Here is a 23,655-nt window from a genome sequence, read left to right as displayed (position 1 = left end):
GCCGCCGGGGCCGCCGACTTAAGCCGGATAAGGCGGGCAAATCGGGCCGTGATCCGGCCGCAGAAACGACGAACCCGCCTCACGGCGGGTTGCAGATCGGGAGCCGGGACTCAGAAGCCCAGCGATGCCAGCAGGTCGTCGACCTCGCCCTGGTTGGTCACCACATCGGTGCGGCCTTCGGCATTGACCACCGGGCCCTGCAGGATGTTGGGGTCGACCTTCTCGCGCTGGTCCGGCGGCACCACCTGGACCAGCAGCTTGACCAGGCTGTCCTCCAGGTCGTTGGCCAGGGTCACGACCTTGGCCACCACCTGGCCGGTCAGGTCGTGGAAGTCCTGGGCCATCATGATGTCGGTCAGGTGCTGGTCGATATGGGAGGTGGACTTCTCCACTTCCTTGACGAAGTTGAACACCGCGCCGCTGGCCACCGCCTTGACCGGGTCGGCCATGATGGCCTTGGCCATCTCGTTGGTCGCCTGGGAGATATGGGCGTGCTCGGCCTTGGCCTGGTCGACCGAGTTCAACACCTTGTTGGCGGCCTCGGCGGTCTTGTTGGCGATATAGGTCAGGCGGCTGCGCGCGTCGGGCAGGCCGTCGGTGGCGGTCTGCAGCTTGGGCATCACGCCCAGTTGCTGCATCGTGTCATGTAGCACGCGGGTGATGGTGCCCAGTTGCTGAAACACCTCGGGCGAGACCATCAGCGGCTCGCTGCCGCTGCCCAGTTGGACGAATTGTTGCTCTGCATGCATGGCCAACCCCCTCATCAAGCCGCGGCGGCCAGTTTCTGCATGATCTTCTGGACCTTTTCCTCCAGCGTCGCCTTGGTGAAGGGCTTGACGATATAGCCGGCCGCACCCGTCTGGGCGGCCAGCACGATGTCTTCCTTGCGGGCCTCGGCCGTCACCATCAGCACCGGCAGGTGCTTCAGGTTGGGGTCGTCCTTGATCGCCTTGAGCAGCTCGAAGCCGGTCATGTTCGGCATGTTGATGTCGCTGACCACGAAGTCGAACTTGGCGTTCTTGAGCATGTTCAGGGCCTCGACACCGTCCTCGGCCTCTTCGACGTTGTTGTAGCCGATCTCCTTGAGCAGGCCACGCACGATGCGGCGCATGGTGGAGAAGTCGTCAACAACCAGGAATTTCATATCAGTGCTCATGGCGGTCCTCGCAGATCTAGAGGGTGTTATCGACGTGTTGTTCAGGGACTTGAGGCCGAACTGACCGGCGTTTCCGGCGCAGTTTCGGTTTCGTCATCCGGCAGATTCTTCAAGACCGCATCCACGGCATCCCGGTTCATCACAATGATGCTGATGCGGCGGTTCATCGGGCTCTCGGGTTGCTTGTCGTCCAACAGCTTGCTGGAGGCCAGGCCCTGGACCCGCAGCATGCGGGCCTCGGGCAGGCCGCCGGCCACCAGTTCGCGCCGCGAGGCGTTGGCCCGGTCGGCCGAAAGTTCCCAGTTGCTGTAGCCACGATCCCCGGACGAGAACGCTTGGGCATCAGTATGACCTTCCAGCGTGAGCCTATTCGGCACTTCCGTCAAGACCGCGCCGAGTTCGCGCAGGAGTTCACGCATATAGGGCTTCACGATCGCGCTGCCGCTGTCGAACATCGGACGGTTGTTCTCATCGACGATCTGGATGCGCAGGCCCTCCTTGGTCATGTCCAGGCGGATCTGGCCGCCCAGGTTGGCCAGGCGCGGGTTGTTGGCCAGCACGTCCTCGACCTTGGCCTTCAGCTGCTGCAGCCGGGTGCGCTCGGCACGGCGCTGCTCTTCCTTCAGCGCGCGCAGGTTGACCGTGTGGCGGCGCGCCTCGACCTCGCCGGACTTGACCTGGCCGGTCTGGCGCGTCAGATCCTGGCCGCCGCCCTTGATCACATGGGAGGCGTCGCCGGAACCGGAGCCGCCCGACATCGCCACCTTCAGCGGCGAGGCGAAGTACTCGGCGATGCCCTTCTTGTCGCCCTCGGTGGTGGAGCCCAGCAGCCACATCAGCAGGAAGAAGGCCATCATCGCCGTCACGAAGTCGGCATAGGCGATCTTCCAGGCGCCACCATGGGCGGCATGGCCGCCCTTCTTGATGCGCTTGATGATGATGGGCTGGAGTTTCTTCGCGTCGCCGGCCATGGTGCACCGCTTCCTTGTGCCTGCTTACTTACTTCTTGCCCTTCACATGGCCCTCAAGCTCGACGAAGGTGGGCCGCTCGGTAGAGTACAGCACCTTGCGGCCGAATTCGATCGCGACCTGCGGCGCATAGCCCTGCATCGAGGCCAGCAGGGTGGTCTTGATGCACTGCAGCTCCTTGCTGCCCTCGTCCACCTTGGCCTCCAGCAGGCCGGCCAGCGGCTCGGCGAAGGCATAGGCCAGCAGAATGCCCAGGAAGGTACCGACCAGGGCCGAGCCGATCATGCCGCCCAGCACCGCTGGCGGCTGGCCCACCGAGCCCATGGTGTTCACCACGCCCAGCACCGCGGCCACGATGCCGAAGGCCGGCAGGCCGCCGGCCAGGCGCTGGATGGCCTGCACCGCGGCATGGGCCTCGTGGTGATGGGTCTCGATCTCGCTGTCCATCAGCGACTCGATCTCATGGGCATTCAGATTGCCCGAGACCATCATGCGCAGGTAGTCGGTGATGAACTCGGTCACATGGTGGTCGTTGCCGACCGCCGGGTATTTCTGGAACAGCGCCGAGCTGTGCGGGTCCTCGACATCCTTTTCGATCGACATCAGGCCCTCCTTGCGGGCCTTCTGCAGGATGTCGTAGAGCAGCGCCAGCAGCTCCATATAGCGCGCCTTGGTGTACTTGCTGCCCTTGAAGCATTGGCCCAGGCCCTTCATCGTGGCCTTCATCACCTTGGGCGGGTTGGTCGCCAGCATCGCGCCGAAGGCGGCGCCGAAGATGGTGGTCATCTCGAACGGCAGCGCCTTCATCACGACGCCGATATTGCCCCCGTGGGCGATGAACACCCCGAAGATGCAAGCCATGGCGATCAGCCACCCGATCAGGACAAACATGCAGCGTTTCCGTTGTTATGCAGAGCCGGCGGGCAGCGACAACCTACCCTCCCAGTTCCTAGCCATATCGGCGACTAGCGCCCTGCCTTGAGTATGTCTTGCTGCACCGCGGCGCAATAAGCGCAAGTCCGGGGCGATTGCCGCGCTTTTGGCCTCAGGGCCAGCGGTAGACCCACAGCTCGTGACGTCCTGCCGGCAGTCGGGTCAGCGGCTCGCAGCCCTCCAGTTCGAAGTCCAGGCTGACCAGCCAGCAGCCGGAGCCCAGCTCGGCGCGCGCCTTGGCCAGCGCCTGCGGCATCGACTCCGGGCGCTGGAACAGATAGACCATGCGGTAGGCGCGCCAGTCCGCCGCCCACATGTCGCCGCGCCAGACCCGCGCCCAGGGGCAGGACCAGGCGGCCAGCCGCGCCAGCAGCGGGCTCCATTCGACGCCCTCCAGCCTCGCCCGCGGGTAGGCGCGGCGCAGCGCGCGCAGGCCATGGCCGAGGCCGCAGCCGGCGTCCAGCACCGGCGCACCCTCGGGCAGCGGGGCGATCGCGGCCAGCTCGTCCAGCGCGCCGGCCGGGGTCGGAAACAGCGGGGCGTCGCGCCAGCTGCGCTGCGGATAGGCCAGGGCCAGCAGAGCCAGCGGCAGCAGCCAGACCCAGGCCGGCAGCGCCGCGCCCAGGCCGCTGGCCAGCAGCGAGGCCGGGAAGCCGGCCGCGACGATCAGCCGGCGCCAGCGCTGCGTCTGCAGCAGGCTTAAGGCCAGGCCCGCCAGGGCCGCCAGCAGCAGCGCCGGCAGCGCACCCAGGGGCGGCGTCAGGCCCATGAAAAGCAGCCAGGCCGCGCCCCAGCTGAACAGCGCGGGCAGCGGCCAGGTCAGAAGCAGGCTCAAGGGCGTGCAGTGCTCAGTGCATCTGGATGCCGCCGGCGGCACGGCCCTTGCCGGCACGCGCGGGCGGGTTGCACAGCCCGCACACATAGTGGCGCGCGATCTCGTGCGGGTGCGTCACGAAGTGACCACCGCACTTGCTGCACTTGGTCATCGTCAGCATGCCGTTGTCGATGAACTTCACCAGGCGCCAGGCCCGCGTCACGCTCAACAGCTGCTCCAGCCCCTGCGCCGTCGTCTGCTCCTGGTACAGCTGGTAGGCCTTGATCACGGTGTCGATCTCGTCGAGCTCCGCCGCCTTGTTCAGGTACTCGTGGATGTTCAGGAACAGGCTCGCGTGGATGTTCGGCTGCCAGGTCATGAACCAGTCCGTCGAGAACGGCAGTTGGCCCTTGCTCGGGCTCTTGCCCGACACTTCCTTGTACAGGCGCAGCAGCCGCTCGTAGCTCAGGTCCGTCTCCGACTCCAGCACTTGCAGCCGCGCCCCCAGATTGATCAGGATCACCGCACGTTCGATCTGGCGGGCTTCGGTCAGGATGCTCTTTTGGCGCATGGTCGGTCTCCGGCTCTGGCTCTTGTACGGGGGATCAGGCAGCTTCGGCGTGACGGCCGGCCATCAGGATCGAGGCGTGCAGACGCGACACATGGTCGTTGGCCGCGGTCTTGCCGTGGCTGGTCAGCAGGCCCCACACCAGGTCGTCATCCATGCGGAAGCGGCACAGCAGGGTGTTGCCCGAGGCGATCTTCATCATCTGGGCCGGCGACAAGGTCGCGATCAGGGTCGCGGTGTCTTCGGAGATGCCCAGACGGTACAGCGCCTGTTCGCGGTCGGCGCGGATCAGGCTCTGCGCCAGCATCAGGTACGACAGGTTCGCTTCGCGGATCTCGGCAAGGATTTGGTCTGCGTTCATCTTGGCGCTCCTGGTCTTCATTCGTTGCGGTGTGCTTCGCATTGTGAAGATCCGAACAAGCCCCAAACATCAGCCCAAATCCGTCCTTTGCGTCTCCTCCACCCGCCCGCCTTGTAGGAAATTGCCTGACAACGCTGTCACCCGCACCACCCCGCCCTCCCGGGCGAGCGTGTCGGATGTCACACCGGGGCCGGGTAGGCCTGGCGCAGCGCGGCGGCGCGCTCGGCGCGGCCGGTGGCCTCCATCAGCAGGGCCAGGTTATGCGCCGCCAGATGGCTGCCTCGGCCGGCCACCGCGCCGGACAGCTCCGGGCGCTCGCCCAGCAGCAGGCAGCGCTGCCAGGCCTCCTCGATCATCGGCACCAGGGCCTCGGCCTGGGCCGGTGTGTCGGCCGCGAAGTCCAGCAGCAGGTCGCCCAGCGCGAAGAAGAAGTCCGGCGACTCGCCGCAGCGCTGCAGCTCCGGCTCGGCCAGCGCCAGTGCGTCGGCATGGCGCTTCAGGGATTTCAGCGCGAACAGGCGCCGCGCCATCAGATCCAGCCACCAGCCGCCGTCCGGATGCGGCAGTCCAGCGGCACGCTCGAAGGCGGCCTCGGCCTGCGCATAGTCCTCATAGACATAGGCGTCCTTGCCCAGCTGGTACCAGAGATAGGCGTCGTCGGGCCGCTGCGCCAGGTCGGCGCGCAGCAGGGCCTCGTTGCGGCCGCGCTTGGCCGCCAGGCGCTCGTTCAGATAGCCATCATGGCCGATCGTCAGGTCCAGCGCGCGCTGCGGCAGCTGGTGCTGCGGCTGCTCGTGGATGCGGCCGGCATAGCGCACGAAACCGGGCAGCACGCGCAGCAGGCGGCCCTGCGAGGTGCCACCATCGAAATGGTCCCGCAGCGCGATGCTGCCGGCAAAGTCGGGGGCCATCTGGCGCAGCGCCCGCAGCGCCGGGCCGCCGTCGAGCAGCCATTCGTCGGCGTCCAGCACCAGGTGCCAGTCGGCCGCGGCCAGTTCCAGCGCGCGGTTGCGCGCCGCGGAGAAGTCGTCGCACCAGGCGAAATGCTCGACCCGCGCGCCATGGGCGGCGGCAATGCGGGGCGTGTCGTCACGCGAGCCGGTGTCCAGCACCAGCATCGCGTCGACCCAGGGGGCGACGCTGTCCAGCAGCCGCCCGATACGCGCGGCCTCGTCGCGCGCGATCACCACCAACGAGATGCGCTGGGCCATCGCCCTGCCCTCCTGGCCTTGGGCTCAGTGCATCTGGATGCCGCCGGCGGCACGGCCCTTGCCGGCACGCGCGGGCGGGTTGCACAGCCCGCACACATAGTGGCGCGCGATCTCGTGCGGGTGCGTCACGAAGTGACCACCGCACTTGCTGCACTTGGTCATCGTCAGCATGCCGTTGTCGATGAACTTCACCAGGCGCCAGGCCCGCGTCACGCTCAACAGCTGCTCCAGCCCCTGCGCCGTCGTCTGCTCCTGGTACAGCTGGTAGGCCTTGATCACGGTGTCGATCTCGTCGAGCTCCGCCGCCTTGTTCAGGTACTCGTGGATGTTCAGGAACAGGCTCGCGTGGATGTTCGGCTGCCAGGTCATGAACCAGTCCGTCGAGAACGGCAGTTGGCCCTTGCTCGGGCTCTTGCCCGACACTTCCTTGTACAGGCGCAGCAGCCGCTCGTAGCTCAGGTCCGTCTCCGACTCCAGCACTTGCAGCCGCGCCCCCAGATTGATCAGGATCACCGCACGTTCGATCTGGCGGGCTTCGGTCAGGATGCTCTTTTGGCGCATGGTCGGTCTCCGGCTCTGGCTCTTGTACGGGGGATCAGGCAGCTTCGGCGTGACGGCCGGCCATCAGGATCGAGGCGTGCAGACGCGACACATGGTCGTTGGCCGCGGTCTTGCCGTGGCTGGTCAGCAGGCCCCACACCAGGTCGTCATCCATGCGGAAGCGGCACAGCAGGGTGTTGCCCGAGGCGATCTTCATCATCTGGGCCGGCGACAAGGTCGCGATCAGGGTCGCGGTGTCTTCGGAGATGCCCAGACGGTACAGCGCCTGTTCGCGGTCGGCGCGGATCAGGCTCTGCGCCAGCATCAGGTACGACAGGTTCGCTTCGCGGATCTCGGCAAGGATTTGGTCTGCGTTCATCTTGGCGCTCCTGGTCTTCATTCGTTGCGGTGTGCTTCGCATTGTGAAGATCCGAACAAGCCCCAAACATCAGCCCAAATCCGTCCTTTGCGTCTCCTCCACCCGCCCGCCTTGTAGGAAATTGCCTGACAAACCCGTCCCGGTCGCCCCGTAGGCGGGGCCTGGCCCTCAGGCCTGGGCGGGCAAGGCGATGGGCGAGCGGCCGGCGTTGTGGCGGGCCCACATGCGCTCGTACAGGCGCTCAAGATCGCGGGCGAAGCCCGGCGCATCGAACAGGCGCGAGCCGTCGCGAGCGGCCAGCAAGTGCTGGCGCAGCGCCGCGCGGCGCTGCGGGTCCGCGGCTAGGCGGCAGACCTGCTCCACATAGTCCTCGGCGCGGGTGCAGACCAGCTCGGGCAGGCCCACCGCGTTCAGCAGGCTGGCCGAGACGCGACCGGCGAAGGCCTCGCCCTGCATCGCGACGACCGGCACGCCGGCCCACAGCGCATCGCTGGTGGTCGTGTGGCCATTGCAGGGCCAGCTGTCAAGCGCCAGATCGGCTGCGCCCAGGCGCTGCAGATGCGCGTTCAGGCCGACCTTGGGCATGCAGATCAGCCGCGCCGGATCGATGCCGCGGCGCTGCACCTCGCCGCGCAGCTCGGCGTCCGGCGCATCGCCGCCGCTGAGCTGCCACAGCACGGCCTGCGGCAGGCGCCGCAGGATCTCCATCCAGACGTCAAACAGCGCCGGATTGAGCTTGTAGACCTGGTTGGCGCTGAGCAGCACCAGCGCCTCTTCCGGCAGGCCCAGCTCGGCGCGCGAGGCCGGCTCGGGGCGCAGGCGCAGGCCGTCATTGGGCTGATAGCAATGCGGCATCTGCGCGATCTTCTCGCTGTACCAGGCCGCGTGTTCCAGCGGCGTGACGATCGGGTCGCCGATGATGTAGTCCACCTCGTCCATGCCGCAGGTGCCGGGGAAACCCAGCCAGGCCACCTGCACCGGCGCGGGCCGGTAGGCCAGCGCAGCCATGCGGCTGCCGGCGGTATGGCCCTTCAGATCGATCAGGATGTCGACGCCCAGCTCGCGGATGCGCTTGGCCATGTCGGCCAGGCTCAGCGCGCCCATCTCCTCGAAACGGTCGCAGGCCTGGGTCAGGCGCTGGCGCAGCGCCGAGCCGTCGTCATTGCTGTGCGACAGCAGGCTGATCTCGAAGCGCTCGCGGTCATGGCTTTCCAGCACCTGGGTGATCAGGGTCGCAGTGGCGTGCGAGAGGAAATCGTTGGACAGATAGCCGATATGCAGACGCCGGCCGGCCGGCTTGCGCGGCGGCGCCGGCAGCGGCTTCATATTGCGGCAGATATGGCGCGCGGCCAGGCGCGCCGCCTCCAGCATCTGGGCCGGATGATGCGGCAGCGCCACCAGCACGAAGGGCGGGCTGTAGTTCTTCAGCTGCACCGCCTCGCGCTGGGCGGTGAACAGGGCCTCGCAGCGCTGCTCATGCTCGGCCCAGCGGCAGGCGCGCTGCTCCAGGTGGATCAGATAGGCCTGCGCGCCCAGATGCTCGGGATAGAGCACGCAGACGGTGCGAAAGCATTCCGCCGCCTCGGCATAGAGCTGCAGCGCGTTCAGCGCGAAGCCCAGCTCCAGATAGGCATCGCGGTCGTCGAACTTCTGCGTCAGCGCCTGCATCAGCGGCTGCACCGCGTCCTGCGGCCGCGCCAGCATATTGAAGGCCGCGCCCATCTGCTTCAGCAGGTCGGGCTGGTTGGCGCGCAGCGGCTCGGCCAGGGTGGTGGCCAGACGCAGCGCCAGCTCCGCATCGTTCAGCACCATCGCGGCCTGCACTGCCAGCAGGGTGGCCTGCTGGGCCAGCTCGTCGGTGTTGGCGTGCTGCATCGCCCGCTCGGCTGCCTGCAGCCAGGGGCGCGCATGCCCGGCGGCGCGCTGCGCGCGGGCCAGGGTCATCCACAGGCCGCAGTCGCTCGGCTGCTGCGCCAGCACCTGGTTCAGCAGCTTGCTGGCCCCGTCCCACTGGCGCTGCTCCAGCAGGGACTGGGCCCGCTTCAGCAGCAGGGCCGGCGTGGACGAGGAGGATTTCGCGGTGCTGGGCTTGGGCATCGGGACGACAGCTGTTGGCTAGGCGGCGGCCTGCCGGATCGCGGGCAGCGCATCCACCCAGTCGTCCGGCAGCTCGCCGAAGTCGGCCCGCATGGTGCGGGCCACGGTGCGCTCATGCGCGGAAGTAAAGATCTTGCGCAGGCGCATGCGCATGAAGGCGGCCTGCGCCTTGTCGCAGGGCTGGACCCGGTCGTTGAGCCAGGTCGACTCGGCGACCTCGAAGCGGTGGTTGAACCAGCCCAGGTACCAGAACCAGTCGGTGTAGTAGCGCCAGGAGTTCTCGTTCATCGCGCGCACATGGGTCGGGTCCTGCCAGGCGGTCAGCGCGCGCTCGTAGGGCACCTCGATCTCCAGCTCGCCGCCGTCCTGCAGCAGGCGCAGCAGATTGCCCATCAGGCAGGGCAGGTCCGGCACATGCTCCAGCACATTGTTGGCATAGATGCGCGCGCATTGCCCTTCCTCCAGCAGCACCTCGCCGGCCAGCGGGCTGGACAGGCGCAGCGGCAGCTCGACCGGGCGCCCGAGATCGAGCAGCAGATCGGGCTGGGTATGCGCGACCACGTCGAGATTCAGCCAGCCGGGCTTGTAGTCCTTGCCCGAGCCGAGGTTCAGGCGCTGCGGCCGCCAGGCCTCCTGCGGCCGCTGCTGGCCATGGGCCTTGCCGTAGCCGCTGGCGAAGGCCAGCAGATCGGCGTAATGCTCCAGCGGATCGGCCGCGATGAAACGCTGCAGCTGGGCGCGGCTTTCGGCAAAGAATTCCGGCGTGCCGAAGCGGGTGGCGAAGAAGCGCTCCAGCTCCTCGTCGCGCACCCAGTGCACCGCGTCCTCGAAGGCCGGATGCGGCTGGGTCGCGGGGCCGCGTTCGGCCACCACCGGCGTGCCCAGCGACAGGCAATGCGAGACGCGCGCCTGCTCGAAGCGGCTGCTGGCATAGAAATGCGCGTTGTAGACCGCCTTGGCCTGGCCGATGAAGGCATCGCGCTCCGGGCCGTAGATCGGGCCGTCGAACTGCGACACCGTCACCCCCTGGGCCTCGATGCGCGCCAGCAGCGCGCGGCGCCGGTCATTCATGCTGCCGAAGAACAGCAGGTCGATCGGTCGGTCCTCCAGCGCGGGCACCGCGGCGTCGGCCAGATAGGGCGCATGCAGCAGCGGCAGCAGCGGCACCTCCTCGGGCACCGCCGCATAGGCGGCCAGATTGTCGGCATCGTAGTCGGCCACCGCGGACTGGCGCAGCAGCGCCAGATAGCTCGGGTCGACGCGGGCACCGCCCTCCCCCAGCTGCTCCAGGTTGACGAAGATGCAGGCATGGCGGCGGCGCAGCTCGGCATCGAAGCCCAGATGGGCGCCGAACACCAGGTTCACCGCATCGTGGCGCAGCCGGTTCTTGGCCATGCTGACCTCCGCCCCCAGCCGACGCAGCTGGTAGCGGTAGTAGCGGGCCTGGTCGAGAAATCCCAGGGCATGCACATAGCCCAGCGGCTGGACGATGCACAGATGGATGGCGGGCGGGCTGCTCATCGGCCGGCGCGCCTTACTCGGCGCCGCGGGCCGCGCCGGCGAGCACGCCCTCGACGCGCGCCAGCTCGACGCGCACCAGCGGGCGCAGCTCCGGCGCCTCGGCCACCAGGCTGTCCTGCGGCGCACCCGCGCCCAGACGGATCAGCACCTCGCGCGCGCGGCGCAAGCGGCCCAGGCCCGACAGCGCGAAGCCCAGGGTGTAGAGGCTGGGACCATGGTCGGGCTGCTGGGCCAGCGCCTGCTGGGCATAGTCCTGCGCCTGGGCCAGCTCGCCGGCGGCCAGCGACAGCGCCGCCAGATCGCTCAGCAGGTCATGATTCATCGGCTGCAGCTCGAGCGCGTCGTGCAGCATGCTCAGGCCCCGGCCCAGCCGGCCCTGCGCCGCCTCGGCGAACGCGGCGTTGCGGGCCTCGGCCAGCAGGGCCTTGGCCTCCATCGAGATCTCGGCGCCGACCGGCGCCAGGGCGGCCTCCAGGCCAGCTTGCGGTCTTGCGTGCATGGGCATCTCCACGGGTTACTCCTCGGCTTGGCCGCACCCGCATCGCGAGCGCTATTGATGATGAAAGGATCGCGGCGATGGCCAAATCAAGGCCGCGACCGCCAGCGCCGACTGGATGAATCAAGGCGCGTGAGCGCGCGTATCGGCGATGGTGCAGCGAACTTTAGGGCGGGCACCCCGCCCCGCTCGCCGGAAAAGCGCCGCCTTGATGCCGCTTCTCCAGACCTGTGGTGCCGCCGCCGGGCCGAAAACCATCTCAGGGCCGCACTGCCTCGCTCCGGCAGCCCCGCCCTGTTTCAGCTACCCCAACCAAGGAACTACGCCACACCCAGCAGCCACTTGCAGCCCCACACCGCTCGATCCGATCAACAAGACCAGACAAGCGGTGTTTTTCAACAGATTGAGCCTCTTGACAAACAGCGCTTAAGTTCTAGCGCTGCTTGTCCGATACCCTTTCCAACGGGTCTGGAAACAGACACGTGGTCCGGTTAGGAGGCCGCAAGTTGGGCGCCCCATTCAAGAAGGGACGCAGGGCTGCACGGTTGACTAGCGCCGGGCGATGCCGGCAAGTACCCGCCTCGGGTATGGCCGACATCACGGAAGCCTCGCAAGAGGCGATTCCGAAGCACGTCGGCGCTATGCCGGGAGTCTTTGTAGCTGAAATAGGAGCGCGTCATGCCCGCCATCATCAATACCAACATCGCTTCGCTGAATGCGCAGCGCAACACCACCCAGTCGCAGTCGGCCCTGGCCGTCTCGATGCAGCGCCTGTCCTCGGGCCTGCGCGTCAACTCGGCGAAGGACGACTCCGCCGGTCTGGCGATCGCCGAACGCATGCAGGCCCAGGTGCGCGGCATGAACGTCGCCGTGCGCAACTCCAACGACGGCATCTCGCTGGCGCAGACCGCCGAAGGCGCGCTGGGCAAGGTCAGCGATTCGCTGCAGCGCATGCGTGAGCTGGCCGTGCAGGCCCGCAACGCCACCAACACCACCGCCGACAAGACCTCGCTGGACAAGGAGTTCGGCGAGCTGGCCAAGGAGATCCAGCGCGTGCTGGGCGGCACCACCTTCAACGGCAAGACCGTGCTGGCCACCGACGCCGGCACCCAGACCTTCCAGGTCGGTGCCAACACCAGCAGCAATGACCAGGTGGACGTGCAAACGACCAACATGACCACCAACAGCGACATCACGACCGTCGCTGGCACCGACAACCAGGGCGCGGGCCGCGCCGACCTGACCGGCGACGCCACCGCGATCGCCACCGTGATCAACAACATCGACACGGCGATCAACACGGTCAACGGCGAACGCGCGACCTTGGGTGCCTCGCAGAACCGCTTCGAGGCGGTGATCGCGAACCTGCAGGTCTCGGTGGAGAACCAGAGCGCCGCGCGCAGCCGGATCATGGATGCCGACTTCGCGATGGAAACCGCGAACCTGAGCCGATCGCAGATCCTGCAGCAGGCCGGCAACGCGATGATCGCCCAGGCCAACCAGATCCCGCAACAAGTCCTCTCGCTTCTTCGATGAGCCTGGGCCAGCCGAGCTGGCCCTGACAAGTACCACGGCAGAGGCGGATCTAGTCAGTCCGCCAGCTCAAGTCACTTGAGCGCCGCCCCACGGGGCGGCGCATCTTGTGTAAGCGATCGCAGCAAGGGCTCAAGTCAATCCTGGTGTCGTCGATAACACATCCAACGGGTCCAAACAATCAAAGGACTGCGTGGTCCGGTCGACCGACGTGATGCCGCAACAGCGGGCCTCACTCGAGAGTCGGACGGTTATCGAACCGCAAGTACCGGACAGTTCCGGACAAGCGCCGGAAGTTCTCTGACTGACACCGAAAGGATTGAGCCATGCCCGCCATCATCAATACCAACATCGCGTCGATGAACGCGCAGCGCAACACGTCGACCTCGCAGTTGTCGCTGAGCACCTCGATGCAACGCCTGTCCTCCGGCCTGCGCGTCAACTCCTCCAAGGATGACGCCGCCGGTCTGTCCATCGCCGAGCGCATGCAAGCCCAGGTGCGCGGCATGAATGTCGCCGTGCGCAATGCCAACGACGGCATCTCGCTGGCCCAGACCGCCGAAGGCGCGATGGGCAAGGTCAGCGATGCACTGCAGCGCATGCGTGAGCTGGCCGTGCAGGCCCGCAACGCCACCAACACGACCGCCGACAAGACCTCGCTGGACAAGGAGTTCGGCGAGCTGGCCAAGGAAATCCAGCGCGTGCTGGGCGGCACCACCTTCAACGGCAAATCCATCCTGGCCACCGATGCCGGCACCCAGACCTTCCAGGTCGGCGCCAACACGACCGCCAATGACGTGGTGGACGTGCTGACCACCAATATGACGACCAGCGCCGACATCATCGCGGTGGCCGGCACCGACAACCAGGGCACCGGCCGCGCCGACCTGAATGGCGACGCCACCGCGATCGCGACCGTGATCGACAACATCGACACGGCCCTGAACACGGTCAACGGCGAACGCGCCACCCTGGGTGCCTCGCAGAATCGCTTCGAGGCGGTGATCTCGAACCTGCAGGTTTCGGTGGAGAACCAGAGCGCCGCACGCAGCCGCATCATGGATGCCGACTTCGCCAGCGAAACCGCCAACCTGAGTCGAGCGCAGATCCTGCAGCAGGCCGGCACCGCGATGATCTCGCAGGCCAACCAGGCACCCCAGCAGGTCCTGCGTCTGCTGCAGTAAGCGAGTCGGTGGCGCGCCTCGCGCCATCCCCGCGTCGGGCCTTCAGCAGCAAGGCCCGACTCTTTCTTTTTGGCCGTGGTTTGACGGCTTAATCGGGCTTTTGAAACGACACAGCACTCGCAGAATTCGCTCCATCGGGTTCGTGAAAACGCGCCCGGACCCGGACAGGGCCAGTCCTTCATGCGCATGGAGCGCCGAGGACCCCGGCCTGAGACTGAGACAGGTTTTTAAGATCAGGCCGGGACTGAACGCAACTGCAGGAGTGCTGAAATGCCCCAGACCATCAATACCAATATTGCCTCGCTGAATGCGCAGCGCAATCTGAACTCGTCGCAGTCTTCGCTGGGCGTTGCGATGCAGCGGCTCTCCTCCGGTCTGCGCGTCAACTCCGCCAAGGATGATGCCGCCGGCCTGGCGATCGCCGAACGCATGAACGCCCAGGTGCGCGGCATGAACGTCGCGATCCGCAACGCCAACGACGGCATCTCGCTGGCCCAGACAGCGGAAGGCGCGCTGGGCAAGGTGGGCGACACCCTGCAGCGCATGCGTGAACTCGCGGTACAGGCTCGCAACGCGACCAACACCAGCGCCGACCGCGTCTCGCTCGGCCAGGAGTTCCGCGAGCTGGCCAACGAAATCAACCGCGTGATCGGCGGCACCACCTTCAACGGCAAGACCATCCTGGGTGCCGATGCGGCGACGCCGCAGACCTTCCAGGTCGGCCCGAACACGACCACCAACGACACGATCGACGTGGTCACGGTCGACATGACCCAGGACCCGGCGATCATCGCGGTCACCGATCCGACCGTCTCGGTCATCGATGCCAACTCGGATCCGAACACGCTGAAGGCGGTGATCGACAATATCGACACCGCGATCAACACCGTCAGCTCGCAACGCGCCGTGCTCGGCGCCTCGCAGAACCGCTTCGAGGCGGTGATCGCCAACCTGCAGATCTCGGTGGAGAACCAGAGCGCCGCGCGCAGCCGCATCATGGATGCCGACTACGCCAGCGAGACCTCCAACCTGAGTCGAGCGCAGATCCTGCAGCAGGCCGGCAATGCGATGGTGGCCCAGGCCAACCAGCTGCCGCAACAAGTGCTGTCGCTGCTGCGTGGCGGTTGACGGCGGCGCAACACGCGACATCTTTCGCAGGGCCGGCCCGCTGTGACATGCGCGCCGGCCTTCAGTTCCTGCAGAATCGGCCGATAGAGTCGAAAGCCACCTCCGGTTAGCGGGGGTTATGGAGTTTCCCCATGGCAGCTATCACCCAACTCGGTATTGGCAACAATACCAACTATGAATCGCTGATCCAGGGCCTGATGAATGCGGAGCGCACGCCGATCACGCAGCTGCAAAAGCGCACCGAAGGCCTGCAGACCCAGCTCTCGGCCTACGGCAAGATCCAGAGCGCTATCTCGGCCCTGCGCGACGCCGCGGCCAAGCTGACCAATATCGACTCCTGGGCCGCCAGCGTCGCCACCTCCACCGACGCCGCCAGCGTGCAGGTGACGGCCGGCACGACCAGCAACACCGCCGGCAGCACCACCGTGTCGGTCGGCAAGCTGGCCACCTCGCAGTCGATCTCCAGCCGACCGCTGCCGATCGCGCCCGCCACCGTCGGCAGCGGCTCGCTGACGATCGAGCTGGGCAAGTGGACCACCGACCAGACCGGCTTCACGCCCAAGTCCGGCAGCACCGCGCTCACGATCAACATCGCCCCGGGCGAGGACAGCCTGACCCAGATCCGCGACAAGATCAACAGCGCCAAGGCCGGCGTCGTCGCCTCCATTGTCAACGACGCCTCCGGCGCCCGCCTGGTGATGCGCTCGGCCGAGACCGGCGAGAGCAACGGCTTCCGCGTCACGGTCAACGATGCCGATGGCGGCAATGCCGATGACCAGGGCCTGTCCGCGCTGGCCTTCGACCCCAGCGCCGGCGTCGCCTCGATGACCCGCAGCCAGGCTGCCGGCAATGCCGAGGCCACCCTGAACGGCCTGCCCATCGTGTCCGAGAGCAATCAGCTCAAGGATGCGATCGACGGCCTGAACATCACCCTGCTCAAGCCCACCACGGCCGACGTCACCCTGACCCTGGCGCAGGACAAGGAAACGCTGAAGAAGACGGTCAACGAGTTCGCCACCGCCTACAACAGCGTGATCTCGCTGCTGCGCGAGAACACCAAGTACGACCAGGCCAGCAAGAGCGCCGGCGCGCTGCAGGGCGACTCCACCGTGGTCGGCGTGCAAGGCCAGCTGCGCGGCCTGATGGCCGGCGGCACCACCCTGGCCGGCACCCTGGGCGGCCGCCTGGCCGACATCGGCCTGGACCCCGGCTCCGACGGCACCCTGAAGGTCAACGCCACCAAGCTCGACAAGGCCCTGGGCAACCTGGGCGACCTGAAGAACTTCTTCATGGGGCTGGACAGCGCCAACCCGGACAACGACGGCTTCGCCCAGCGCGTGCGCCGCTTCGCCGACCAGGCCCTGGGCGTCGACGGCCGCATCAGCAACCGGCAGAAGGGCCTGCGCGACAGCATCACCTCCAACGGCAAACGCGAGGACGCGCTGGAGGACCGCCTGGCGCAGAAGGAAAAGCGCCTGCGCGCCCAGTACACCGCGCTGGACAAGACCATGGGCAAGATGAACAACCTGTCGGCCTACGTCTCCCAGCAGATGCAGCTGCTGCGCTGAACCAGCGCATTTCGCCCCACCCGAACGCCCGGCCCGCCCGGGCGTTTGCATTTCTTCACAGATAAGCCGTCTGTCTGCGTTCCAGACACTCAAGTTCCCGCCCGGGTGGCCGAAAAATCATTCAACAAGGCCCCCACCGGAACGGAAGAACATGTACGGCAACGCATCCCCCTTCGCATCGCGCACCCACCGCGGCAGCGCCATGTACAGCCGAGTGGGCGTCGAGACCGATGTGCTGAACGCCAGCCCGCACCGCCTGGTCGCGATGCTGTTCGACGGCCTGGCCGACGCGATGAGCCAGGCCCGCGGCGCCATCGAGGCCCGCAATACCGAGCTGAAGAACCGCGCCCTGAACCGCGCCGTGCGCATCCTGGACGAAGGCCTGAAGGCCGCGCTGAACCTGGACAGCGGCCAGCTGGCCGGCGATCTGCGCGATCTCTACGCCTATATGTGCATGCGTCTGACCCATGCCAACCTGCACGGCGACGGCGCCGCCATCGAGGAATGCCAGCGCCTGCTGGCCCCGGTACGCGAGGCCTGGACCCTGATCGGCGAGCGGGCCGAGGCCGCCCCCCTGTCGCAGCGCGCCGCCTGATGCCGGCAGCGCCCACCACCCCTCACGATTTGCTAGCGGACCGTCCCATGAACACCCACCTCCTGAGCTACTACGAAGCCATCGAGCAAGCCAGCGCCGACATGCTCAGCGCCGCCCGGTCCGGCAACTGGGATGAAGTGGTCAAGCTCGAAGGGGCCTGCGTGCTGCTGATCTCCCAGCTCAAGCATGCCGCCTCGCGCGACCAGCTGGCGCCCGAGGAGACCCAGCTGAAGACCCGCATCATGCAGCGCATCCTGCTGAACGACGCCGAGATCCGCCATCTGGCCGAACCCTGGCTGGAAGATCTGGACCAGGTGCTGACCGGCAAGAGCAAAATGGTGCATTGACGCCATCGCCGCCCGGCCTCGGTCGGGCACCTGCCCCGCATGACCACGACGATTGAACCGCGGCTCGACGACTTCCGCGTCGAGACCGAGACCGAGATCGAGTCCTGGCTGCGCCAGCTGCTGGCGCGGCAGATCGATCTGCAGCTGAGCACCCCACGGGGCGACACGCTCGCCACCCGGCTCTGGAACCTGGACCCGGCCCAGCAGGCGCTGGGCCTGGAGGCGCTGGGCGGCCCGGCCCAGCTGCAGCCGCTGCTGGACAGCCCGGAGGTGATGGCGGTGGCCTATCTGGACCAGATCCGCCTGGAGTTCGAGCTGGCGCCGCTGGTGCTGGTGCAGGGCCCGACCTTGAGCACCCTGCGCGCGCCCTGGCCCGACCGGCTGTTCCGCTTCCAGCGCCGTCAGGCCTTCCGCGTGCAGCCGCTGGGCGCGCTGTTTCCGCGCGTGCTGCTGCAGCATCCCGACTTCCCCGATATGGCCCTGCAGCTGCGCGTGCTGGACCTGAGCGTCAGCGGCCTGGCGATGCGCCTGCCACCCGATCTGCCCCACCCCGCCCCGGGCCAGCTGCTGGCCGGCGCGCGCATCGAGCTGGATCGCGACAACCATTTCCAGGCTGAGCTGCGCCTGCAGCACCTGAGTGAGTCAAACGACGGCCTGCGCCTGGGCTGTGCCTTTTCCCAACTGCCCCACGGCGCCGAACGCGCGCTGCAGCTCTACATCGACCAGACGCAGAAGCGTCAGCGCCTGCTGAAGAAAAGCTGATCGGTTGGCCTAGTGCGCGCGATGGCCACAGGGGGCGGTCTTGGTCAGACTTGCATATTCATGATCTCGGAATACGCCGAGACCAGGCGGTTGCGCACCTGCAGGGTGGCCTGAAAGCCGACCTGGGCCTTCTGCATCGCCACCATCGTCTCTTCCAGGCTGACATTGGGGTTGTCCAGCTGGACCTCGCGCTGCAGCCGGGAGGCCTCGTTCTGCTGCGCGCTGACCCCCTTCATCGCCTGCGCCATCGCGTCGCCGAAGCTGGCGCCGCCGACCGCCTTGGGCTTCGCGAGCGGCTGGCCATTGGTGGCCAGGCCCGCCCGTGCGGCGGCCTGCGCGAAGTCGAAGGGTTTGAGCTTGAGGTCCATGGCGGTCGTTCTGCGATGGGATGAATCCTAAGCAGGAACGCTCGCGCCAATGGGGGGAACTGCGCTCGGTTCATCGGCCTGTTTCCGGCTTTCTTGAGGGGGCCGAATCCGAATAATTGCAGACATCGGAACACCGTCCAGGTGCTCCGTGACAAACCGCACACAGACCGACCGGCCTCATGGACAACGCCCTCGCTACCCCCGCCCCCGCCGCCCTGGCCGAACCCGCGCAGCCCGCCGGTTTCGCCCAGCGCCTGGCGGCCCTGCCGACGCGCAGCAAGGTCGGCCTGGGCCTGGGCCTGGCGACCCTGGCCGGCGTGGTGCTGGCGATCACCCTCTACTCCTCGCAGGGCGACTATCGCCCGGTCTTCACCGGCCTGTCCGACAAGGACGGCGGCGCGGTGATCGCCCAGTTGGCGCAGATGAACGTGCCCTACCGCCACGAGCCGGGCGGCACGATCCTGGTGCCGTCCAACCAGGTCTACGACGTGCGCATGAAGCTGGCGTCGGCCGGCCTGCCCAAGGGCAGCACCGTCGGCTTCGAGCTGATGGACAAGACCTCGATCGGCCAGACCCAGTTCAACGAACGCCTGAACTTCCAGCGCGGCCTGGAAGGCGAGCTGACCCGCACCATCACCGCGCTGGCCGATGTGGCCGACGCCCGCGTGCATCTGGCAATGCCGCAGCAGAACGGCTTCTTCCGCGAGCAGCAAAAGCCCAGCGCCTCGGTGATGCTGACCCTGCGCGGCGGCCGCACCCTGGACCGCGCCCAGGTCGCCGGCATCGTGCACCTGGTCTCGGCCTCGGTGCCCGAGCTCAGCCCCAAGGCCGTCAGCGTGCTGGACAGCACCGGCGCCCTGCTCTCCAACAACAACGACAACAGCAACGGCCTGGACAGCCAGCAGCTGCAGTACAAGCAGCAGATCGAGGCGAACCTGCACAAGCGCATCTACGAGCTGTTGGAGCCGGTGGTCGGCCGCGACAATCTGCGCGCCACCGTCACCGCCGACCTGGACTTCTCCCAGGTCGAATCCACCGCCGAGGAATACAAGCCCAACCAGGGCGCCAACGCCCAGGCCTCGGTGCGCAGCGCGCAGAGCCAGGAGGCGATCAACGCCACGCCGCAGCTGCCCACCGGCGTGCCCGGCGCCGCCACCAACCAGCCGCCGGTGCCCGCCACCGCGCCGATCAACGGCCAGGCCCAGGCGCTGCAGCCCGCGCAGGGCGCCACGGCCGGCCAGCAGAGCACGCGCCGCGAGAACGTCACCAACTACGAGCTGGACAAGACCGTGCGCGTCACGCGCAACGCCACCGGCACGGTGCGCCGCCTGAACGCCGCGGTGGTGGTGAACCACCGCAGCGTCACCGATGCCAAGGGCAAGACGAACAGCCAGCCGGTCTCGGCCGAGGAGCTGAGCAAGCTGACCGAGCTGGTGCGCGAGGCCCTGGGCTACAGCCAGGACCGCGGCGATTCGATCAAGGTGCTGAGCGCCCCCTTCGTCAACGACAAACCGGCCGAGGTCGACGTGCCGCTGTGGAAGCAGCCCTGGCTGCTGGATCTGCTGCGCACCGCCGCCGTGCCGCTGGCCCTGGTGCTGGTGGCCCTGATCGCGGTGTTCGGCCTGGTGCGCCCGGCGATCCGCGCGGCCCGCCCGGCCGAGCCGGAAGCCGATGCGGCGAACCAGCTCGACGCGGTGGTCGACGACGCCCACGAACTGCCGGGCGGCGGCGGGCTGCCGGCCCTGGAGGCCCCGGTCTCCAACGACAAGCTGGAGCGCGCCCGCCAACTGGCCAAGGAAAACCCGGTCGCGGTGGCCAACATCATGCGCAGCTGGATCCACGGCGAAGAGCTGCCGGCCTGACGCGGGACGACAAAGGAATACCGGACCATGGACGACCAAGGCGTAGAAGACGCGGCCATCCTGCTGATGTCGCTGGGCGAGGAAGAGGCCTCCGAGGTCTTCAAGCACCTGCAGCCCAAGGAAGTGCAGAAGCTCGGCGAAACCATCGCCAAGCTGAAGGTGATCCCGCGCGAGCGCGTCGAGGCGGTGCTGACCCGCTTCGATGCGGTGGCCGAGACCCAGAGCATGCTGGTCAACGACACCGACGAGTATGTGCGCAACGTGCTGCGCAAGGCCCTGGGCGACGACAAGGCCAACCTGCTGCTGGACCGCATCCTGCAGGGCGGTGATGTCTCCAGCATCGAGAGCCTGAAGTGGATGGACGCCAACTCGGTGGCCGAGCTGCTGCGCAACGAGCACCCGCAGATCATCGCGGCCATCCTGTCGCACCTGGACTTCGACCAGACCAGCTCGGTGCTGAAGGTCTTCACCGAACGCCAGCGCAACGAGGTGCTGATCCGCATCGCCACCCTGGACGGCATCCAGCCGATGGCGCTGAAGGACCTCAACGAGGTGATGAGCCAGGTGCTGGCCGGCGGCGAGCGCATGAAGAAGTCGAACCTGGGCGGCGTCAAGACCGCGGCCGAGATCATCAACATGATGGGCTCCTCGGTCGAGGCCTCGGTGCTGGACTACATCCGCGAGGCCGATGCCGACCTGGCCCAGAAGATCATGGACAACATGTTCACCTTCGAGGATCTGGAGAAGATCGACGACCGCGGCATCCAGGCCGTGCTCAAGGAGGTGCAGAGCGAATCGCTGGTCGTGGCCCTCAAGGGCGCCGGCCCCGAGCTGCGCGAGAAGGTCTTCCGCAACATGTCCAGCCGCGCCGCCGAGACCCTGCGCGAGGACCTGGAGTCGCGCGGCCCGGTGCGCCTGTCCGAGGTCGAGAGCGAGCAGAAGGAAATGCTCAAGATCGTGCGCCGCCTGGTCGACGAGGGTCAGATCATGCTGGCCGGCGGCGGCGACGACCAGTTCCTCTGAGGCTGAAGCAGCGCGATGGCCAACCGTCCCCCCCCCCGCCAGGTCCCGCCGCCGGAGCGCCGCACCGGCGAGGAGCGCCGCGGCACCTACAGCCGCTTCATTCCGCGCGAGGAGCTGTCCGACTTCGCCGCCTGGAGCCCCGACGCCCTGCACGGCGCGCCCGACCGGCGCCCGCCGATCTTCGCGCCGGCCCCGCCCGCCCCGCCGGCCCCCGAGCCCGAAGTGGCCGCCGCGCCCGAGCCGCAGATCGACGAGCTGCTGCATGCCGCCCGCCAGTCCGGCTACCAGGACGGCTACCGCGACGGCATGGCCGCGCTGGATGCCTTCAAGAAGAGCTTCGCCCAGCAGATGAGCGCCCAGCTGGGCGGTCTGGTGCAGAGCTTCGACACCGAGTTCCGCGAACTGGAAGAACAGATGAGCCAGGCGCTGGCCAGCATGGCGGTCGAGCTGGCGCGCCAGGTCGTGCGCAGCGAGCTGGAGCAGCGCCCCGAGGTGATCGCCCGGGTCGCGCATGACGCGGTCGAGGCGCTGCAGCTGTCGGCCCGCCATGTCCGCGTGCGCGTCAACCCGGCCGACCTGCCGCTGGTGCTGGACGGCGCCGGCGAGGAGATGAAGGCGCGCGAGGCCCAGGTGCTGCCCGACCCCGAGGTGCCGCGCGGCGGCTGCAAGGTCGAGTCCGACATCGGCAGCGTCGACGCGACGATCGCCGCGCGCTGGCAACAGGTCACGACCGCGATGGGCCAGCAGTCGCTGTGGCAGGACCGCCGCGCCGGCGCCGACAACGAGCCGGAGGCCTGAGCAACATGGAAAGCCGCCGCGAACGCTGGACCCGCTACCTGGACGACCTGCAGGCCTTCGCCGCCACACCGGTGGCGCTGGAGTCGCAGGGCAAGCTGGTGCGCGTCGCCGGCCTGGTGCTGGAGGCCACCGGCGTCAAGGTGCCGGTCGGCTCGGTCTGCGAGATCCATGCACCGCGCGTCGGCAACAGCTCGCGCCGCGGCAGCCCGCCGGTCAAGGCCGAGGTGGTCGGCTTCTCCGGCGACCGCGCCTACCTGATGCCGACCGACGAGGTCACCGGCCTGGCCAGCGGCGCCCTGGTGCTGCCGCGCTTCACGCCGCCGCGCGCGCCGCAGCTGGGCAAGCCGCAACATCCCTGGCGCCGCGACGAGGACCGCGGCCTGCGCCTGCCGATGGGCGACGGTCTGCTGGGCCGTGTGGTCGATTCGCATGGCCACCCGATCGACCGCCGCGGCCCGCTGGAGGGCGTGCACGACGAGCCGATGATCCGCCGCCCGATCAATGCGATGGACCGCGATCCGGTGCGCACCCCGCTGGACACCGGCGTGCGCTCGATCAACGCGATGCTGACCGTCGGCCGCGGCCAGCGCCTGGGCCTGTTCGCCGGCACCGGCGTCGGCAAATCGGTGCTGCTGGGCATGATGGCCCGCTACACCCAGGCCGACGTGATCGTGGTCGGCCTGATCGGCGAGCGCGGCCGCGAGGTCAAGGAATTCATCGAGGACATCCTCGGCGAGGAAGGCATCCAGCGCTCGGTCGTCGTGGCCGCGCCGGCCGATGCGCCGCCGCTGGTGCGCATGCAGGGCGCGACCTACGCCACCGCGATCGCCGAGCATTTCCGCGACAAGGGCCAGCATGTGCTGCTGCTGATGGATTCGCTGACCCGCTACGCGATGGCTCAGCGCGAGATCGCGCTGGCGATCGGCGAGCCGCCGGCCACCAAGGGCTATCCGCCCAGCTGCTTCGCCAAGCTGCCCCAACTGGTCGAGCGCAGCGGCAACGGCCTGGCCGGCGAGGGTTCGATCACCGCCTTCTACACCGTGCTGAGCGAGGGCGACGACCAGCAGGACCCGATCGCCGACGCGGCGCGCGGGATTCTCGATGGCCATATCGTGCTGTCGCGCGAGCTGGCCGAGGCCGGCCATTACCCGGCGATCGACATCGAGCGCTCGATCTCGCGGGTGATGAGCAATGTCGCGCCGCAGGGCCATCTGGAGTCGGCGCGGCGTTTCCGCCAGCTCCTCGCCAAGTACAACAAGGCGCGCGACCTGATCCAGCTCGGCGCCTACCAGAGCGGCCATGACCATGAACTGGACCTGGCCGTGCGCCTGCACACCGACATGAACCGCCTGCTGCAACAGGACATGCATACCCCCGCGACCCTGGAGGCCAGCGTCGGCCAGCTGAGCGCGGTGGTCAATCATTCCTGAAATCGGCCGATA

General features: G+C 67.8%; 25 protein-coding genes. 11 read left to right on the top strand and 14 right to left on the bottom strand.

The genetic code is table 11. The features are described from left to right. Positions 1-110: 110 nt before the first annotated feature. The 13 genes from G8A07_RS09490 to G8A07_RS09430 form a co-directional block, all read right to left on the bottom strand. Positions 111-749, bottom strand: coding sequence for a protein phosphatase CheZ (locus tag G8A07_RS09490; RefSeq protein WP_195796770.1), 639 nt, complete (start codon positions 747-749; stop codon positions 111-113). A 14-nt stretch (positions 750-763) separates the two neighbouring features. Further along, positions 764-1,156: a chemotaxis response regulator CheY gene (gene cheY, locus G8A07_RS09485; protein WP_195796769.1), complete on the bottom strand. Its 393-nt coding sequence runs from the start codon at positions 1,154-1,156 to the stop codon at positions 764-766. 41 nt (positions 1,157-1,197) lie between these two features. Next, entirely contained in the window at positions 1,198-2,127 is a 930-nt protein-coding gene (gene motB, locus G8A07_RS09480) for a flagellar motor protein MotB (protein WP_195796768.1), read from the bottom strand. A 28-nt stretch (positions 2,128-2,155) separates the two neighbouring features. After that, complete coding sequence (gene motA / locus G8A07_RS09475) at positions 2,156-3,016, bottom strand: flagellar motor stator protein MotA (RefSeq protein WP_195796767.1); 861 nt, start codon at positions 3,014-3,016, stop codon at positions 2,156-2,158. A 154-nt stretch (positions 3,017-3,170) separates the two neighbouring features. Further along, positions 3,171-3,893, bottom strand: a complete 723-nt coding sequence (locus G8A07_RS09470; protein WP_249937279.1) for a trans-aconitate 2-methyltransferase — start codon at positions 3,891-3,893, stop codon at positions 3,171-3,173. Between the two features lie 13 nt (positions 3,894-3,906). After that, positions 3,907-4,443 (bottom strand): flagellar transcriptional regulator FlhC, encoded by a 537-nt coding sequence (gene flhC / locus G8A07_RS09465; RefSeq protein ID WP_195796765.1) that lies wholly within the window; start codon positions 4,441-4,443, stop codon positions 3,907-3,909. 34 nt (positions 4,444-4,477) lie between these two features. Further along, positions 4,478-4,801, bottom strand: a complete 324-nt coding sequence (flhD, locus tag G8A07_RS09460) for a flagellar transcriptional regulator FlhD (protein WP_195796764.1) — start codon at positions 4,799-4,801, stop codon at positions 4,478-4,480. Between the two features lie 179 nt (positions 4,802-4,980). Beyond that, a complete protein-coding gene (locus G8A07_RS09455) occupies positions 4,981-6,012 on the bottom strand; it encodes a glycosyltransferase family 2 protein (RefSeq protein ID WP_195796766.1) in 1,032 nt (343 codons plus the stop codon). A gap of 24 nt (positions 6,013-6,036) precedes the next feature. Next, entirely contained in the window at positions 6,037-6,573 is a 537-nt protein-coding gene (flhC, locus tag G8A07_RS09450; RefSeq protein ID WP_195796765.1) for a flagellar transcriptional regulator FlhC, read from the bottom strand. 34 nt (positions 6,574-6,607) lie between these two features. Then, the gene (gene flhD, locus G8A07_RS09445; RefSeq protein ID WP_195796764.1) at positions 6,608-6,931 is read right to left on the bottom strand and encodes a flagellar transcriptional regulator FlhD; all 324 of its coding nucleotides are present in this window, start codon (positions 6,929-6,931) and stop codon (positions 6,608-6,610) included. 168 nt (positions 6,932-7,099) lie between these two features. Continuing rightward, positions 7,100-9,028, bottom strand: coding sequence for a glycosyltransferase (locus tag G8A07_RS09440; protein WP_195796763.1), 1,929 nt, complete (start codon positions 9,026-9,028; stop codon positions 7,100-7,102). An 18-nt stretch (positions 9,029-9,046) separates the two neighbouring features. After that, the gene (locus G8A07_RS09435) at positions 9,047-10,549 is read right to left on the bottom strand and encodes a methyltransferase domain-containing protein (protein ID WP_195796762.1); all 1,503 of its coding nucleotides are present in this window, start codon (positions 10,547-10,549) and stop codon (positions 9,047-9,049) included. Between the two features lie 13 nt (positions 10,550-10,562). Further along, positions 10,563-11,048 carry a tetratricopeptide repeat protein gene (locus tag G8A07_RS09430; protein WP_195796761.1) on the bottom strand — a complete coding sequence of 162 codons (486 nt, stop codon included), beginning with the start codon at positions 11,046-11,048 and terminating at the stop codon, positions 10,563-10,565. A gap of 675 nt (positions 11,049-11,723) precedes the next feature. Between G8A07_RS09430 and G8A07_RS09425 the strand changes: the two genes are divergently transcribed. The 7 genes from G8A07_RS09425 (at position 11,724) to G8A07_RS09395 (ending at position 18,162) form a co-directional block, all read left to right on the top strand. Continuing rightward, positions 11,724-12,581 (top strand): flagellin, encoded by an 858-nt coding sequence (locus G8A07_RS09425; protein WP_195796760.1) that lies wholly within the window; start codon positions 11,724-11,726, stop codon positions 12,579-12,581. A 323-nt stretch (positions 12,582-12,904) separates the two neighbouring features. Beyond that, a complete protein-coding gene (locus G8A07_RS09420) occupies positions 12,905-13,762 on the top strand; it encodes a flagellin (protein WP_195796759.1) in 858 nt (285 codons plus the stop codon). A gap of 270 nt (positions 13,763-14,032) precedes the next feature. Next, a complete protein-coding gene (locus G8A07_RS09415) occupies positions 14,033-14,890 on the top strand; it encodes a flagellin (protein ID WP_195796758.1) in 858 nt (285 codons plus the stop codon). A gap of 131 nt (positions 14,891-15,021) precedes the next feature. Further along, positions 15,022-16,458, top strand: a complete 1,437-nt coding sequence (gene fliD / locus G8A07_RS09410) for a flagellar filament capping protein FliD (protein ID WP_195796757.1) — start codon at positions 15,022-15,024, stop codon at positions 16,456-16,458. Between the two features lie 202 nt (positions 16,459-16,660). Next, positions 16,661-17,053 (top strand): flagellar export chaperone FliS, encoded by a 393-nt coding sequence (gene fliS / locus G8A07_RS09405; RefSeq protein WP_249937278.1) that lies wholly within the window; start codon positions 16,661-16,663, stop codon positions 17,051-17,053. Between the two features lie 47 nt (positions 17,054-17,100). Continuing rightward, the gene (locus tag G8A07_RS09400; RefSeq protein ID WP_195796755.1) at positions 17,101-17,400 is read left to right on the top strand and encodes a flagellar protein FliT; all 300 of its coding nucleotides are present in this window, start codon (positions 17,101-17,103) and stop codon (positions 17,398-17,400) included. Between the two features lie 39 nt (positions 17,401-17,439). Then, positions 17,440-18,162 carry a flagellar brake protein gene (locus G8A07_RS09395; RefSeq protein WP_195796754.1) on the top strand — a complete coding sequence of 241 codons (723 nt, stop codon included), beginning with the start codon at positions 17,440-17,442 and terminating at the stop codon, positions 18,160-18,162. Positions 18,163-18,206: 44 nt separating this feature from the next. Here G8A07_RS09395 and fliE read toward each other — a convergent pair whose 3' ends face one another. Beyond that, the gene (gene fliE / locus G8A07_RS09390) at positions 18,207-18,530 is read right to left on the bottom strand and encodes a flagellar hook-basal body complex protein FliE (protein ID WP_195796753.1); all 324 of its coding nucleotides are present in this window, start codon (positions 18,528-18,530) and stop codon (positions 18,207-18,209) included. A 179-nt stretch (positions 18,531-18,709) separates the two neighbouring features. On the opposite strand from fliE, the gene fliF reads away from it, so the two are divergent. The 4 genes from fliF to fliI are packed head-to-tail and all read left to right on the top strand — an operon-like array spanning position 18,710 to position 23,643. Next, positions 18,710-20,392 (top strand): flagellar basal-body MS-ring/collar protein FliF, encoded by a 1,683-nt coding sequence (gene fliF, locus G8A07_RS09385; protein WP_195796752.1) that lies wholly within the window; start codon positions 18,710-18,712, stop codon positions 20,390-20,392. A gap of 27 nt (positions 20,393-20,419) precedes the next feature. Then, positions 20,420-21,415 (top strand): flagellar motor switch protein FliG, encoded by a 996-nt coding sequence (fliG, locus tag G8A07_RS09380; RefSeq protein WP_195796751.1) that lies wholly within the window; start codon positions 20,420-20,422, stop codon positions 21,413-21,415. Positions 21,416-21,430: 15 nt separating this feature from the next. Next, entirely contained in the window at positions 21,431-22,213 is a 783-nt protein-coding gene (locus tag G8A07_RS09375) for a FliH/SctL family protein (protein ID WP_195796750.1), read from the top strand. A gap of 5 nt (positions 22,214-22,218) precedes the next feature. After that, positions 22,219-23,643, top strand: coding sequence for a flagellar protein export ATPase FliI (gene fliI, locus G8A07_RS09370; protein ID WP_195796749.1), 1,425 nt, complete (start codon positions 22,219-22,221; stop codon positions 23,641-23,643). The last annotated feature ends 12 nt before the right edge of the window (positions 23,644-23,655 follow it).

The sequence above is a fragment of the Roseateles sp. DAIF2 genome, assembly GCF_015624425.1.
In the GTDB taxonomy this organism is placed as follows: domain Bacteria; phylum Pseudomonadota; class Gammaproteobacteria; order Burkholderiales; family Burkholderiaceae_C; genus Kinneretia.
The sequence above is the reverse complement of the archived record's forward strand: the minus strand, read 5'-3'. Positions and strand labels throughout refer to the sequence as shown.